This is a genomic window from Jingyaoa shaoxingensis, assembly GCF_014385005.1.
Lineage (GTDB): Bacteria > Bacillota > Clostridia > Lachnospirales > Lachnospiraceae > Marvinbryantia > Marvinbryantia shaoxingensis.
Genome location: NZ_JACRSZ010000009.1, coordinates 15932 through 29618, shown reverse-complemented (window position 1 = coordinate 29618; position 13687 = coordinate 15932). Strand labels below are relative to the sequence as shown.

The following is a 13687-nucleotide window of genomic DNA, read 5'->3' as shown; positions in this document are numbered from 1 at the left end:
ATTAATACAGATTTCTCCGACCTCCGCCAGATCATAAGCGTCAAACGCTGCCGGAAAATTACCGGAAAATAAAAATACTCAGTCGATTACTGATCTCTATGGGATCAGCCTGCCGGTATTCCGCTATATAAAACTCATACGGTCTTCTCTCCATATTGTCTTTTGCATAATCAAACGGCAATTTTTCATCCTCCTGACTTTCAGCCCTCTTTCTTACGATCTGTTACCTTCAATATCGCTTCCTGCGCCTCAATCACATAACCGCATTCACAGACCGCATCCTCCATGATTCTTCCTCTCAACAAAAATACTTCTATGTCCCTGCCGCATTTTGGGCAAATCCTGTCCTCGATGATTGGCGATCTGTTTTTATCTTCACATCCGAAAGCAATCATAAGTTCTCTCCTCTCATTCTCTGTACAATATCTTTTACTTCTTTTACCAGCTCCGGGCTGCAGTCATACGGGGATTTCCCCACACCGCCTTTTCCGGTCACTGCAATCTTCATATACTTATACCCATCTTTCCATGATGTTTATGATCTGTTCCTCATAATTACCTTTGTACTCTTCCATTTTTCCAGCTATTCTCACATTGCTCTCTGCACAGGATTCGGGAAGTTCCCACACATGGTACATAAGACCTCTGTGCTCCCAGTCAATGCTTCCTCAGCCATCTTCTTCCGTATACTGGTATTCTTGTCCTTTATCCCGCAGATAAGCCTGCAGTTTTTCCAAACGCATCTTCTCTGTCTCCTATAAGCCCAACTTCTGCACAATATCATGGAGCGCGCTGCGTACAGGTGAATCCTTCGGAAGCCGAACGATGGGTTTTCCATCGCAGTCATACTGATACACGTCCTGATCCTGCGGCACGACGCCCAAAAGTGTTAAGCCCTGTTTTTCAACTTCTTCCATAGTTCCTGCATCGAGCTTGCCTTCCGGAGCCCGGTTCACAATCAATCCCACCGTCTTCGGTTTGAAATTCAGTTCTTTCATCAATGCCGCAATTCTGCCTGCAGCCTGCACACCTCTTCTGGAACAGTCGCTGACTAAGATGGCAATTTCCATTGTCGGAATCAGTCCCCGGCTGATATGCTCCATGCCGGCCTCATTATCTACCACCACATATGGATAATGGCTCTGCAGCTTCTGTATCTGTGTTTGTACCAGACCGTTCACAAAGCAATAACAGCCCTGCCCCTGTGTGCGTCCCATTACCATCAGATCATAATCATCTTCCTCCGTAATGGCGTCTGCCAACCGCGCTTCCAGATATGCCTGCTTCGTCATTCCAGCAGGGATCTGATAACGGCTGTCCACACCGGCTCTTTCAATTTCCTCCCGCAGTTCTCCCAGTGTGCATTCGATTTCCACACCAAGAACCTCATTCAGGTTCGCATTTGCGTCAGCATCTACTGCCAGCACCGGTTTTTTCCCGCTTTCACACAAATACTGAATCAGCAGGCCTGTCAATGTCGTTTTCCCTACGCCACCTTTTCCCGCAACTGCTATGATATGTCCCATTTTGTTACCCCTCTTTCATTTTGCACGCTATGTCCTTTTTCTGAACATAGTGTTGATTTTTAACGTCAAACTCATTATAATAAACCTGTCTGATAATTCAATCGTCAATATTTTCACATTGATAGGTTTCTGAACAGAATCCGAAAATTGTGCAGAAATGAAAGGAACTCTCATGGACAAAACACAAAAAACAGACCGGCGCACCAGATACACGTGCCACACCATTAAAAATATTCTGCTGGAAGAACTGAAAACCAAACCATACAGTAAAATTACCGTGACAGAGATATGCAAAAAGGCAGAAATGAACCGGGGAACTTTCTACCTTCATTATTACGATATCGATGATGTTCTGAACGACATTTTAGAGGATTTTCTTTCAGATACGTCCGGCGTTCTGGATCATATCCTTTGTCCTTATAAACAGACATGCACCTATCCGTTCTGTGAAAAAATCCGTTCCTCATCCCATTATCAGGTGCTGTTCTTTGATGATGTCACATCTGCCCGTATGCTGGAGAAACTGGCAGATCTCGGCAAAGAGGATTTTGTTACGCACCTGATGAAAAACAGCCTCCTGACCTTTGAAGAGGCGGAAGCTGTCTTTTATTTTCAGATGAATGGATGCCTTGCGATCAACCGCATGATGCTCAAAAATCATTGCAGCGACTGGACGAAAATACAGCAGACCATCGATCAATTTATCAAGGGAGGATTAGAAACCTTCCTGATACATGACCAGCGTGAAGAGGTCATGTAAAGCCATCTAAAACAAAGAGGATAGATTACCTACTTTTTTATACACTTTTTATCAGTTTAGCAAGTTTTTCTTATGAGTTTTATATTCATTTTTCAGTATATTCGTTTTTCAATTCCTGCAAAAAGACAGATAAATTGCCACAGATTGTCATACACTTTCCTTTCAGATGTTCCAGGGCGCTGGTTTTCGCCAGATTTACCGTTATCAAAAAGGTATCTGGCAATTTAGCGGTCATATCCCAGATACGCAGTTTTCCACGCTTCGCCCTGTAAAAATATATTGTTCTGCTCCCACAACGATGGCTTCGGTCTCTTCGATATGTTCAGCAAGTAACTTTACTTGTTCCTCATAGCTTTTATTCTTTGTCGTTATCCTCTTTACAATACTCCTGTTCCTGTATTTTTAGTTTTGATAAAAAAACTTCTCCAACTGTAACCGCATCCTCCATACTCAGATAGTGGTCAGCACTTCTGCTAAGATAGAGCTTTCCAGACGCTTCAAACTCTTCATCCGCAAACCATATCTTCAGCCAGACCGGATAATTTGGCAGAAAGTGAAATACTGCACATAGATCGGCATTGCTGTCTGCAAATTCTGCCCCAAGTGCTTTGCAAATCTTCCGAATGCAATCCGGTGTTTTTCCTTTCAGAAATCTCTGAAGTTCCTTTTCCATGTCATGGTCAAACTTCGTCCCTCTGATAAGACCATCCTTTAATCCTCCAAACGTAATGACCTGATCAGAAACCGCAGTCCCGTCTGCCAGAGCCAAATAATGAAGAATCACCAGTTGATGCCATTCCTCAAGACTGGGAGAAAATGTATATTCAGGAACTGCAATCCGAACCGTTTGGTTCAGGCTTTGTAACTCCAATACTCCATTACTTTCGTGAAAGACTGCCCCGCTTCTTTGGGCTATGTTATCCGGGGACAGATGTTTTACCTGTTCCTTTGCGGGACGAAGCATCTCGCTAAAAGCTCTGTTGTGCGGAAGCGTATCTTTAAAAAAGCTGTCCATTTTTTCACATCCCTTCCGCAGCATCTTTCAGCACCTTTGCAATATCTCCCTTAATGACCATTCCCTTTTCCTCTATGTCTTTGGGCAGGAAATCATATTGTGCGTTTACAGCGATATAATAGGCGTCCGGAAGGTTCAGCGTTAGGTTCCAGAAAGGTTCCTGTATAAACATCGGCGTCATTCTCCCCACCCCCAGTTCCAGGAAGAGTATCTTTTTCTCTTTGTTGTTCATGATATACTTTGAGATTTTCTGATATTGTTCATCGTATTTTCTTCCCTGCAGGAAATTACCGTAACCGCGCACCCACGGAAACGCCTCCGCACCGCAGACCGGACAGCGCGGGATCAGCTCTTCTGGAATGCATATACCATCTCTCATGGCCTCTATCATTCTTTCTACTGGCTTTACCGCATCCCACGTCCGGTCGCAGCACTGTTTGGAACATTGGAAAAAGCGGTGATCCCCCTGGATCTGCGCCACCTTCTCTTCGGGATAAATCTTTACAAACTGTGTGTCCTGATTCGTGGTCAGAATAAAGAAATCTTTTCCCCGCAGAATAGCATCTAAATCCAGATAGGGTTCCCTAATGGGCGCAGTCTGCGTCGTATAAAGGAAGGTAGCCAGATAAGCCCAGAATTCCCCACGGGTTTTATATGGATGTCCCATGCCGGCAAATGCTCCCTGAAACCCATATTTTTCTGCAAACTTCCCGAAATAACGACGAAAGGACGGCGTATCCTCATAGTAAAAATCCCCGCCTCCCGCGGAGGACAATCCGGAAGCTCCTCCAACTACAATGCAGTCGGCTTCTTTTATTTTTTCGTTCAATTTCTCAATCTGCTTCTCGTAAGGCAGCGCCTTTCTGTCGCTTAATCTGACCGGCGTTTTTCCGGCGGCATACCTTCCATAATATCTGGAATAATTCATCTGTGTCTGTATAACCAGATTTTCATACATACTCATTGGCATTTCCTCCATCATTCTTTTCTTCCGAAGCCTCTTTCAGCCTTTCTAATATCTCTGTCATGTCTCCGTCAAGACCATAGGATTTTGCCGCAATCTCATCCGGAATATAGATCTCACCTTTGTTGATCGTAATATAAGCAGCATAAGGCTCTTTCTTAACCAGATTCATCAGCGGCGCCTTGATCAGTTGATTTCTCCAGCCAATTCCCAACTCCAGAACAACCAGCTTTTTTCCATGATACTTCTGAATAAAATTCTGAAACCTCCTCTGTATCTCCCTGTCTGCCGCCGTCATATATCTCTGGGGCGAATGACCGCCCATCGTCCCGCCGCATTTCGGGCACCTGGGCACAAGCTCCGATGGGATTTTCATGTTTTTCTCGGACGCTGCCATTTCCGGAATCAGCGGAAATAAGGGATACAAGGTATCATGGCAGCCCTGCTCGCACTGCATTTCTTTCCAGCTTCCTTCAATCTCCCAGATGCAGTCCGGGGAAAATCCGGCAAGTTCAAAATGATTTTCTCCGTTGGAAGTCACAAAGAAATACGGCTTATCTCCGATGAGTGTTTTTAATGCCTCTGTATTTTGGCTGCCCGTGTACCCAATGCTATAATGATGAATCAGCCTGCTTAAGAATGCCCATTTTACTTCTTCCGAGGGCCAGTCTGCAAAAATCCCCGAAAGGATATTCCGAATCCCATAAGCTCTTTTAAAATCTCCGAAAACATCTTCAAAAGCCTGATTATCCGCAAAAATATGAAGTCCCTCCGAAATAGAAAATCCGTTGCTTGCACCGATTAAAATTGCATCCGCCTCTTTTAATTTATCTGCTATTTCTTTATATTCGCTCATAAAACAGTCTCCTTTCCATGCGTCGTTTTCTTGACACACTGTATAGAAACGATTATGCTGTATACGACACAAAAAGTCCTATCCAACATCATTCGGATAGGAACAGTTCTTTACAAATGCTCTGATTTTGTATAACACTTTTATGGAGGAATCGAAATTGATAATAAGAAAAACAGATCGAAGAACTATCATGACTAAAGGCATGATTAAGGATGCGCTTCTGGAACTGCTCCAGAATACATCCTATGAAAAGATAACCGTTACCGCCCTGTGCAAGCAATCCGAGATTACCAGAGCGACCTTTTACCTGCATTATAATAATATCGACAACGTTTTAGATGAATTGCTGGACGACGCCCTCCGGCTTACAGAGCTTGACGCCATCCAGCCGCTCCCCTCTGCCATCTCCAATCGGAGCATAGAAAACGAGAAAAACATCGAAGAAAGAAACCCGGATCCCGACGCCCTGCTTCCTGCCTGTCAGCGCGCCGCCAGCAATCCCAAATATCGAATCCTTTTTCTGGACGAAAGCTTATCCCATCATATGCTCAGGAAGCTGTATCAAATACAAAAACCGCAGCGTATTCCGGAAATCATGAGAGATTATCATCTCAACGAATGGGAGGCAGAAAAAATTTTCCTTTATATGCTCCATGGAAATTTTGCCGTGAATAAATCTCTGGGGTGGGAAAAAAATGAGGATTGGTACCATATACAGAAAGTCATAAAAAGACTCTTAAAACCCTAGCATCTTGGTCTCCAAAAATAAACAGGCATAATTTTACGGCGGACATCATTATCCGCCGTTGACTATTCTCAGATTTTTTTCCACTTTGGGTAAAAAGATTTCATTTATTATTTTTTTGCCTTGCAAAAATAAAAAGCATGATTAATAAAGTAACCGGGAACAAAAGTCCAACTCCCATACCTGCACGAATATTGTCTCCTGCACTTTGTGTAACACGTCCAACAATCCCTGGACCTATGCTTCCACCCAGGTCTCCCGCCATAGCAAGCAAAGCAAACATAGCCGTTCCACCTGCCGGAAATCTTTCTGATGAAATACTGATTGTACCGGGCCACATAATCCCAACAGAAAAGCCACAGATAATACATCCCATCAAACCTGATATCGGATTCGACGATACAGAAGCAAGAAGGTAGCATATCACACATAAAATTCCAGATCCGATCATAAATTTCATCAGATCCATTTTATCACCATATTTTCCGAAAATTATACGACTGATCCCCATTGTAACAGCAAACATGCAGGGACCGGCCAGGTCACCAACTGTCTTTGACAGCCCCAGAGCAGCCTCCGCATAAGCAGATGCCCATTGTGCCATAGCCAGTTCTGATGCACCGGAGCAAATCATTAAACATATAGAAAGCCAGAAAAGAGGTTTTCGAAACAGTTCTTTTATTCCCATTCCTTCCCCCTCATCTACCAAATGCTCGATCGGACAGGTTGCAAAATTATAGATATTTATGGCCGGAACAAGTGCCCATAAGACAGCCAGCCATTTCCAGCTGTCCATGCCAAACACCGCAAAAAACAGTGTGGAGATCACAATCGTTCCCACTGCTCCCCAACAATAAAAAGAGTGAAGCAGACTCATCGTTGCCTCTTTGTTATCAAATGGACACGCCTCCACTATCGGACTGCAAAGCACTTCAATCAGACCACTTCCGACTGCATATACAATCACACTCAGGATAATTCCAACAAGCGGTTCCGGTAAAAGATCCGGCAAAAAAGCCAGACCAACCAATCCTGCTGCGGAACATACCTCAGAAGTAACAATACAGATACGATACCCTATTTTGTCCACAAACTTTGCACAAAACAGGTCTACCAACAACTGTGTAAGAAAAAAGCAGGTAGAAATCAATGCGATTTTTCCAAGTGTAATCTGATAATCATTATGAAATTTTAAAAATAACAATGGGGCAAAATTAGCTGCAATTGCCTGTGTAATAAATCCCATATAACAGGCTCTTTTTGTTTTCCGATAATTTGGCATGGTCATCACTCCTTTTGTTTTCTACAACATATTTTAATCACATTTCCATTCTCACACAAAAAGCATCCTTCATAATTTCCCGATATATAACGAGGCTCATAATTAACGGTAAATCCGGCTTCTATCAGATTGATCATTAATTTATTTACCTTACTCTTATTGTCAACATACAGAGAAAGACTCTTTCCGGATATGGAATTTTCTATTTTCACCATTATTTTCATAAGATATTAAGAATCACCCATCCTTATTTCACTTTCATTTAACCATTTAAATATCATGTTCTTTCACCTCGTTTCTTTATTGAATTATATAACATAATATTTTTGTTTTCATTGATTTATTTCCGAAATTTATTGTATAATATCGTAAAGTATGTTTCAAAGAAGGACGTTTCTATGAATATAAATACAACCTATACTAAAATCATTACAGATGAAGATTTGATGGAGACAGTTCAGCACGGAAGCAATCTCTATTCTTTCCAGTTTTATTATGAAGATCTGTCAGTTTTTGATTTCAACTGTATCGAATGGCACTGGCATACAGAATTGGAGTTTATTTATATCGAATCCGGAACCGTTACTTTGTGGATTGGAGAAGACCAATTTAATTTAACCGAAGGAAATGGTATATTCATTAATACAAAGGTACTCCATCGCCTTTATTCTCCCTCAAAAGCCCTCATTCCCAATTTTGTATTTATGCCTTCTTTTATTGCCCCTTGCGACAGCCTGATTTATCAGAAATATATTCTGCCGATCATTTCTTACCCATTACCATTTCTCATATTTCATAAAGAAGTATGCTGGCAAGCAAAGGTTTTATCTATCATGCGGCAAATTATTTCTGCACAGGATTCCGTTTTATCCAAAGAACTCCTTACCAGTTCTCTCCTTCAGAATCTCTGGCTGGAAATATTTGAAAACACAGACATTTCATACCAGGAAGAACACAAGGAGCATTCAACCGCTTCTCAAGCCCGGTTACAGCTCATGATGCAATTTATCCACCTAAATTACTCACGGAGTATCTCATTGGATGACATTGCAGAACAGGCAATGGTCAGTAAGAGTACCGCTTTGAATTTGTTTCGGAAATATTTACATATAACGCCGGTTAACTATCTCATTAACTACCGTTTAAAACAGGCCGGTCAGTTGCTTTCAAAAACTGAGAAAAAAGTCAGTCTCATTTCTTCTGAGACAGGATTTCATAACGTTGACTATTTTTGCAGATTATTCAAAAAACGCTACAAATTAACCCCGACGGAATACCGGAAACAGAAGCACTTTCTGTAAACCTGTTTACCATATTTCCTGAAAGAAAAAGGCACCTCCCACTGTGCCGACCCCCAAAAGTCAGACTAAAAAATCTAACGATTCTACTGATTTTCCTGTAATATCACGCCCTGCAAGTGCATATGCAAATAAGCCTTTTTTCGGAGACAATTCTGCACTTTCCTGATTCAAGAATGCCTCGGCATTCTGGTGCTAAACCGGACTTTTCTGCAATCTGGCTGATAATATTTTTATCATAGTAGGCAATTCCAGGTTTCTTTGCTACTTCTTCCTTACTTCAGAACATTCACTTTATTTTTTCTGATTTTCTTTAAAAATGCATATCCCACCAGACATGAGATTGCTTCTGTAATTGGAAATGCCCACCAGATCAGTGCAACTCCCATCTGAGCGTTTCTGACAAATACAGAAAAAATTCCAGCCAGTGGCAAGATAATTACAAGCTGTCTCAGAAGTGAAATAACCAGCGATTCCACGCCACCATCCAGTGCCTGATAAATTCCCTGATAGGCAACATTGATTCCGGCAAACAGAAAACTGATAGAAATTACTCTCATTGCACTGATAAAATATGCTCTCGACTGTCCGGCATTAAACAATGTTGCAAATGCACCCGGAAAAATCTCTGTGATTGCAATACCCAAAATCATTAATGCGATCGTATAAATAAGTCCATATTTAACTCCATCCTGGATTCTCTTTTTACTTCGCATTCCATAAGCGAATGCAATGATCGGGGTGATTGCATCTCGAAGTCCAAACGCAAGGAACAGAACAAACTGCTGTACTTTATAGAATAAACCATACGCTGTCTGTGCAGACGGATTAAATTTCAGGATCAGGTTCATCACATAAACCATAAAGGACATCAATGCCTGTGCAATAATAGCCGGAAATCCAATCGCATAAATTTCTTTTATGATATCTTTATTCGGTTTCATGTATTTCACATCATGCTCAAACTCCTTGTTCAATTTCATGTGAAAGATGAACAATAACACTGCAGATGCCACCTGACCAATTACAGTTGCGTAAGCTGCACCTTTTACTCCCATTTCGGGACAAGATCCAATACCATAGATCATGATCGGATCAATGATAATATTTACCACAGCTCCGACTACCTGTCCGATTGTTGAATAAAGAGAGCGTCCTGTCGCCTGAAGTAATTTCTCAAATAACGAAAAAAAGATAATTCCAAAAGAACTCACACAGCATATCCTCAGATAATTGACTCCCATTTCAAGTACTTCTGCATCTACTGTCTGAGATGAAATGTATGCTCTCACTCCAAAGAAACCAAATAATAAACAAAACACATAAATGATCACGCCAAGAAACAGACTGTTACCAGCTACCTTCGCAGCTTTTTTACTGTTCCCTTGTCCAAGTGTCCTTGCCAGAAGTGCATTGGTTCCTACACCGGTTCCGATTCCTACTGCTACCATGAGCATCTGCACTGGAAATACCAGCGTCAAAGCATTTAGTGCTGCTTCACTGCCTACTTTCATATTTCCTACAAATGCACTGTCTACAATATTATAGACTGCCTGTAATGCCATGGATAAGATCATCGGGATCCCCATTTGGATCATCAGCTTATTCACCGGCATCTCCTTCATCTTGTTGCTTTCTGCCATTTTGTTTTAACTCCTCTCTTTTTGGCACAAAAAAAGTGCGCATCTTGTCTTATAAGCTGGACTTACGCTGACAAGCTACACACTTTTTCATGACACATATCATATTGACCAAAAGAAAACGAGTAGAAAGTAAACTGGATTTACGCTTACTTGCTACTCGTTTGAATTTATTATATTTCCTGTTTTTCTAAAAGTCAAACAATTTTTCTTGCATTTTCTCTTCTCTTTCATTTATAATATGCTCGAAGAAAACAATAATTATAACAAAATCCGGCTTGGAATTACTATTCTCCCATTTGTTTACAGCCGGTGTCGTCACGCCTAATCTGTTTGCCATCTCCTCCTGCGTCATACCAGCTTTTTTTCTATATTTTTTTATAACAACGCCTATATCCATTTGCTTCATCTCCTAAAAAATTCAAAAGCTTTTGTATACTCAGCATATCAGATTCATATAGATTGCTATCCCTGATACCTTATTCTTTCTACCAGCGTTTCCTTTTTCAGATTACTGCTTAAAACGCAGGAAAGTACAATCTGCAACAGACCGACCAAAAAAATCATAATAAAAATTGGTACGATTGGAACATGATAGATATTCATTCCAAATATTCCATTATGTTTTGCATAGGAAAAAAGTGCATAGCCGAGTGGCAGACCAATGATCAAAGCTACGCATATGGTACCAACCGTAAAAATCAGTCCCTGTAACTGCAGGCATAAATTTAATTGTTTATTTGTCATACCCACAGCCTGTAATATACCATATTCCTGCTTTTTTGTCGTAATATTCATGATCATGGTATTCGCCATATTCATAAACCCGATGAGTCCTACAATAGCCATAAACAGATAACAGCCAAGCTTCATCATGCTGCTTGCAAATTCGGCAGATTGTAACTGCGCATGATAAGTATCCATTTTTATATGCGAAGTATTAGAAATCAAAGTATTCAGACTTTGTTCTACAGATGCCACATCTTTTTTATCACAGTCCACCCACAGATAGCCATAGGCTGTTCCTCTCGGATTCATGGAACGATATACACCTTCCGGAATGACAAGATAAGTGTCCGCACTTACAAAAGATCCTGCAATCTTTCCCTGATAGGTATCGGTTCCACTTCCATTCTCAAAGTCAAATGCAATGGATTCACCCGGAGCATATCCATCTTGTTCCATCCACGTTGACCAGCCAAAGAAAATATCACCATTCTTTACCGCCTGATCATAGTCCATAGAGCCAATATCCCCGTCCTGGCGCATAAAATCAAAATCCTTTTTACTCACAATATCAGCCGGAAATCTTGTTCCATTCAGATTTACAGAGACAATCTCTCTCGTCATGACATCTGTTACTCCTGGAATGCTTTTGATTTCTTCAATCAGCGAATCATTCAATGGATCATCCGTCAGAATCGTATCCAGATTATTCTCCGGATATCTTTCATCATACTCAGCAGAATAGTCAAGCTGCAGTTCAAATTGTCCATGATTAACGGAAAGACGTGCTTCATGCTCCGTGTCAATATTTCCCACATAATTAGAGATAATCACAAACAATACGCAAGAAAAACCCATTGTGAGGATAGTACCAATAGTTCTTTTGGGATTACCCGTTACATTTGCCATTGCCATAGAAAACACGGTGACATTTTTTCTGCCATTTCGTTTTCCTTTTTTTTGTGTTTCTGCATTTTCTAAATACCGTGTTGCTTCGATAGGTGAAATCCGTGAAACAATTTTCATTGGTTTACGCAGTGCCAAAGCAACGGTAAGAAATGATACTAAAATACAGAGAAGCATAACAGGCAGGGAAAACAGAGGCACCTGCTGATTTTGGGCTCCCATTGAGCCAGTTTGGGTTGATACAAGGTTTCCCTGTTCTACCAGCCAGTTAAAACCGCATTTTGCAATCAGAAAGCCAAAAAGCAATCCAACCGGTATTGAAAAAATTGTCAAAAAAATGCCCTCTCTGAAGATCAGTTGTTTCATCTGCTTTTTTGTTGCTCCCAGAGCCTTGATTTTTCCATACTCCTGTATCTTGTTGGCAATACCGACCTGAAAAATATTATAAATGACCACAACAGAGAAAAGTACAATTGCAAGAATCAAAACCCCGCATACCGCAATCGTTTCATAACTCGGCTGCAAGACCCATTGCAAATAGAGATCATTGACTATAACGTTTTTTTCTTCGATCCCACAAGCTGCTGCAATCTGCTTTATAACCGAATCAATATTATTCATAGATACATTTGCAGAATCATTTAAAGTAAAATAAATATTATACTGTCTGTCATTCTCTGCGACGTGCTCATCATAAAACTCCTGTGACCCGAAAGCAACATAAGATGCCTCGATGGTATACTCATCCCGATCATATAAGATTCCGCTGACAACAAATTCTTCCGGCTTATATTCTGACTGCATCCCTGCGCGGTAATCCAGTGTAACCGTATCTCCGATCTTTACATCACCATACCCCATTGCACGAAAAAATGCTCTTCCTGCGGCAATTTCCTGCATTTTTTCCGGATACTTTCCTTCCTTCAACTCATATTCTTTATTATAAGGAAGCATTTTTCTTGCAGTCTCATCCATGCAGACAAACCCGCCTTTTTCATTGCCTTTTATGATACCTTCGGTGCACATAGTGCCTGTAGCATCTATTTCCGCACGGCGGTTTACTTCTTTTAACTGCGATCCGTCTGCGGAAACAAACAGACCATAATTGCTTCCATATGATCCTGCCGCCTGACTTTTCTGTAAATGAATTACCCCATTTCCCACAATACTGATGATAACAAGCAGCATCGTGGTCAGACAGATTGCCATCATGATCAGTATACTTCTTGTCCTGTTCCTTTTGTCATTGCTATATGCAATCCTGCTTATTGTCTTCATCTGAAATCCCCCACCTGTCCGTCCTCAATCACCAGAATACGGTCAGCGACCTGTGCAATTTCGTCATCATGGGTAATCATTACAATTGTCTGTCCATATTTTTTTGCTGTCATCTTAAGCAGAGCGATTACCTCATCACTGGTCTTAGAATCAAGATTTCCTGTCGGCTCATCTGCAAATATAATTTCCGGACGATTCACCATTGCTCTTGCAATTGCTACTCTCTGCTGCTGTCCTCCGGATAACTGATTTGGCAGATTATAAATCCGGTTTTCAATCCCCAGAGTTGCAATAATATCATTTACATACGCTTCATCCACTTTTCTTCCATCCAGCCCCAGTGGCAGTACAATATTTTCCCAGACATTAACAGATGAAACCAGATTAAATGCCTGAAAAACAAATCCGATTTTTCTTCTGCGGAAAACAGCAAGGGCATCTTCCTTCATCCTGTATAAATCTTTCCCTGCTAAAGTAACACTGCCTTTTGTCGGGGTGTCTAGCCCTCCAAGCATATGAAGTAATGTACTTTTACCGGAACCTGACTTTCCAACAATTGCGACAAATTCTCCCTGCTTAATCTGAATATCCACCTGATTGACCGCTTTGACCTGATTCTCACCTGCGCCATAAAACTTACAAAGCTGCTTGGTTTCTAATATCACACTCATGTGTTGCCTCCTTTTCAATT

The 13687-nt window shown here is 41.2% G+C and carries 14 protein-coding genes and 1 pseudogene; 3 read left to right on the top strand and 12 right to left on the bottom strand.

The features are described from left to right. Positions 1-58 precede the first annotated feature (58 nt). The 3 genes from H8716_RS17615 to H8716_RS09725 form a co-directional block, all read right to left on the bottom strand. Positions 59-181, bottom strand: a complete 123-nt coding sequence (locus H8716_RS17615) for a hypothetical protein (RefSeq protein WP_283243078.1) — start codon at positions 179-181, stop codon at positions 59-61. Positions 182-200: 19 nt separating this feature from the next. Then, on the bottom strand, positions 201-395 hold the full coding sequence (locus H8716_RS09730; RefSeq protein ID WP_249308508.1) for a hypothetical protein: 195 nt from the start codon (positions 393-395) through the stop codon (positions 201-203). Positions 396-755: 360 nt separating this feature from the next. Continuing rightward, a complete protein-coding gene (locus H8716_RS09725; protein ID WP_249308506.1) occupies positions 756-1526 on the bottom strand; it encodes an ATP-binding protein in 771 nt (256 codons plus the stop codon). Positions 1527-1698: 172 nt separating this feature from the next. Between H8716_RS09725 and H8716_RS09720 the strand changes: the two genes are divergently transcribed. Beyond that, positions 1699-2286 carry a TetR/AcrR family transcriptional regulator gene (locus H8716_RS09720; RefSeq protein WP_249308505.1) on the top strand — a complete coding sequence of 196 codons (588 nt, stop codon included), beginning with the start codon at positions 1699-1701 and terminating at the stop codon, positions 2284-2286. 355 nt (positions 2287-2641) lie between these two features. Here the strand turns inward: H8716_RS09720 and H8716_RS09715 are convergent, their stop codons facing one another. Genes H8716_RS09715 through H8716_RS09705 form a run of 3 tightly spaced genes read right to left on the bottom strand, consistent with a single transcriptional unit; the run spans position 2642 to position 5121 of the window. Continuing rightward, complete coding sequence (locus H8716_RS09715; RefSeq protein WP_249308503.1) at positions 2642-3301, bottom strand: DUF3786 domain-containing protein; 660 nt, start codon at positions 3299-3301, stop codon at positions 2642-2644. A gap of 4 nt (positions 3302-3305) precedes the next feature. Further along, positions 3306-4265 carry an SIR2 family NAD-dependent protein deacylase gene (locus tag H8716_RS09710; RefSeq protein ID WP_249308501.1) on the bottom strand — a complete coding sequence of 320 codons (960 nt, stop codon included), beginning with the start codon at positions 4263-4265 and terminating at the stop codon, positions 3306-3308. Continuing rightward, complete coding sequence (locus H8716_RS09705) at positions 4252-5121, bottom strand: SIR2 family NAD-dependent protein deacylase (protein ID WP_249308499.1); 870 nt, start codon at positions 5119-5121, stop codon at positions 4252-4254. Before H8716_RS09705 ends, H8716_RS09710 begins: the two co-directional genes overlap by 14 nt. Before the next feature lie 190 nt (positions 5122-5311). Here H8716_RS09705 and H8716_RS09700 point away from each other — a divergent pair, with 190 nt between their 5' ends. Beyond that, positions 5312-5869, top strand: coding sequence for a TetR/AcrR family transcriptional regulator (locus H8716_RS09700; protein WP_249308497.1), 558 nt, complete (start codon positions 5312-5314; stop codon positions 5867-5869). A 100-nt stretch (positions 5870-5969) separates the two neighbouring features. On the opposite strand, the gene H8716_RS09695 is transcribed toward H8716_RS09700, so the two are convergent. Next, positions 5970-7148, bottom strand: coding sequence for an MFS transporter (locus H8716_RS09695; RefSeq protein ID WP_249308495.1), 1179 nt, complete (start codon positions 7146-7148; stop codon positions 5970-5972). 398 nt (positions 7149-7546) lie between these two features. Between H8716_RS09695 and H8716_RS09690 the strand changes: the two genes are divergently transcribed. Next, positions 7547-8449, top strand: a complete 903-nt coding sequence (locus tag H8716_RS09690; RefSeq protein ID WP_249308493.1) for an AraC family transcriptional regulator — start codon at positions 7547-7549, stop codon at positions 8447-8449. Positions 8450-8524: 75 nt separating this feature from the next. Here the strand turns inward: H8716_RS09690 and H8716_RS17870 are convergent. From H8716_RS17870 to H8716_RS09665, 5 genes and pseudogenes are all read right to left on the bottom strand, one after another. Further along, a pseudogene (locus H8716_RS17870) lies at positions 8525-8720 on the bottom strand (cytidylate kinase-like family protein); the annotation flags it as partial. A 1-nt stretch (position 8721) separates the two neighbouring features. After that, positions 8722-10089 carry an MATE family efflux transporter gene (locus H8716_RS09680; protein WP_249308491.1) on the bottom strand — a complete coding sequence of 456 codons (1368 nt, stop codon included), beginning with the start codon at positions 10087-10089 and terminating at the stop codon, positions 8722-8724. 187 nt (positions 10090-10276) lie between these two features. Next, positions 10277-10486 carry a helix-turn-helix transcriptional regulator gene (locus H8716_RS17725; RefSeq protein ID WP_330606550.1) on the bottom strand — a complete coding sequence of 70 codons (210 nt, stop codon included), beginning with the start codon at positions 10484-10486 and terminating at the stop codon, positions 10277-10279. Positions 10487-10551: 65 nt separating this feature from the next. Next, on the bottom strand, positions 10552-12996 hold the full coding sequence (locus H8716_RS09670) for an ABC transporter permease (RefSeq protein ID WP_249308490.1): 2445 nt from the start codon (positions 12994-12996) through the stop codon (positions 10552-10554). After that, complete coding sequence (locus tag H8716_RS09665; protein ID WP_249308489.1) at positions 12993-13667, bottom strand: ABC transporter ATP-binding protein; 675 nt, start codon at positions 13665-13667, stop codon at positions 12993-12995. Before H8716_RS09665 ends, H8716_RS09670 begins: the two co-directional genes overlap by 4 nt. Between the last annotated feature and the right edge of the window lie 20 nt (positions 13668-13687).

What these genes read in the sequence shown, in the direction of transcription:
- H8716_RS09710 (WP_249308501.1), bottom strand. Translation starts at nt 4,265, where the DNA reads ATGAGTATGTATGAAAATCTGGTTATACAGACACAGATGAATTATTCC.
- H8716_RS09695 (WP_249308495.1), bottom strand. Translation starts at nt 7,148, where the DNA reads ATGCCAAATTATCGGAAAACAAAAAGAGCCTGTTATATGGGATTTATT.
- H8716_RS09715 (WP_249308503.1), bottom strand. Translation starts at nt 3,301, where the DNA reads ATGGACAGCTTTTTTAAAGATACGCTTCCGCACAACAGAGCTTTTAGC.
- H8716_RS09680 (WP_249308491.1), bottom strand. Translation starts at nt 10,089, where the DNA reads ATGGCAGAAAGCAACAAGATGAAGGAGATGCCGGTGAATAAGCTGATG.
- H8716_RS09730 (WP_249308508.1), bottom strand. Translation starts at nt 395, where the DNA reads ATGATTGCTTTCGGATGTGAAGATAAAAACAGATCGCCAATCATCGAG.
- H8716_RS09720 (WP_249308505.1), top strand. Translation starts at nt 1,699, where the DNA reads ATGGACAAAACACAAAAAACAGACCGGCGCACCAGATACACGTGCCAC.
- H8716_RS17725 (WP_330606550.1), bottom strand. Translation starts at nt 10,486, where the DNA reads ATGGATATAGGCGTTGTTATAAAAAAATATAGAAAAAAAGCTGGTATG.
- H8716_RS09690 (WP_249308493.1), top strand. Translation starts at nt 7,547, where the DNA reads ATGAATATAAATACAACCTATACTAAAATCATTACAGATGAAGATTTG.
- H8716_RS09665 (WP_249308489.1), bottom strand. Translation starts at nt 13,667, where the DNA reads ATGAGTGTGATATTAGAAACCAAGCAGCTTTGTAAGTTTTATGGCGCA.
- H8716_RS09725 (WP_249308506.1), bottom strand. Translation starts at nt 1,526, where the DNA reads ATGGGACATATCATAGCAGTTGCGGGAAAAGGTGGCGTAGGGAAAACG.
- H8716_RS09670 (WP_249308490.1), bottom strand. Translation starts at nt 12,996, where the DNA reads ATGAAGACAATAAGCAGGATTGCATATAGCAATGACAAAAGGAACAGG.
- H8716_RS09705 (WP_249308499.1), bottom strand. Translation starts at nt 5,121, where the DNA reads ATGAGCGAATATAAAGAAATAGCAGATAAATTAAAAGAGGCGGATGCA.
- H8716_RS09700 (WP_249308497.1), top strand. Translation starts at nt 5,312, where the DNA reads ATGACTAAAGGCATGATTAAGGATGCGCTTCTGGAACTGCTCCAGAAT.